The following is a 791-nucleotide window of genomic DNA, read 5'->3' as shown; positions in this document are numbered from 1 at the left end:
TTGTTGATATCGGTGATGACCAGATCGGGGACGGTGTCCGGCGTCACGCCGTCCAGCGTATCGAGCGCATGGACGCCGTCCTCGGCCTCCAGCACCCGATATCCCATATCGGTGAGCGCGGCGCGCAGAAGCATTCTCATGCTGGGCGAATCGTCCACGGTCATGATGAGTTGGGACACGAACTGGCCTTTCATGGAAGAAACGAGAGACATTAGAAGAACTCCACATCGCCGGTGGCGGCGGGTGGTGGTGGCGGGGCGGGGCGTGCCGCCCGTGGAGGCGGCGTGACCGTGTCGGTGACATGGCGGCACCGGGCCAGGCCCAGGGCGGGACGGAACTCGACCCGGCGGGCGCTCATGCCCCCGACGTCCTCGCCGACCAGCGCGATGCGCTCGTCCGCCAGGAAGCGGCGGGCGAACTGGGCATTGGCCGACCCGATGTCGCGAAAGCCGTCGCGCATCATCGCACCGCCGAAAAGCCGGGCTTTCAGGCTGTGCCGCTGTGCGCCGAGCGCCATCATCGCGTTGATCAAAACTTCCATGGCATAGACACCATAGCGCTGCATGGATTTAGGATCGGTTTCCGCGACGCCCGGTTCGGCGAGCAAAAAGTGATTTAATCCGCCGATTCCGGCGATCGGATCGTAAAGACAGGCCGAGATGCAGCTGCCCAGCACGGTGGTCAGCACGACATCCTTTTCCTGGCTGACGCGGGTTTCGCCCTGGATCACGTTGATCCGGCGCAGCCCGTCGCGTTGCGCCAAGCCGGTGATGATCGGGGCGCGCATCGCG

At 64.7% G+C, this 791-nt stretch carries 2 protein-coding genes; both read right to left on the bottom strand.

What is annotated here, in order from left to right:
• The coding region (locus SB4_RS18625) for a response regulator (RefSeq protein WP_478212462.1) at nucleotides 1-164 on the bottom strand (164 nt) is incomplete at its 3' end.
• 47 nt (nucleotides 165-211) lie between these two features.
• On the bottom strand, nucleotides 212-787 hold the full coding sequence (locus SB4_RS18620; protein ID WP_058717547.1) for a chemotaxis protein CheD: 576 nt from the start codon (nucleotides 785-787) through the stop codon (nucleotides 212-214).
• Nucleotides 788-791 lie beyond the last annotated feature (4 nt).

This window comes from Sphingomonas sanguinis (assembly GCF_001476905.1).
GTDB lineage: Bacteria > Pseudomonadota > Alphaproteobacteria > Sphingomonadales > Sphingomonadaceae > Sphingomonas > Sphingomonas sanguinis_B.
This window is presented reverse-complemented; position numbering and strand designations above follow the sequence as displayed.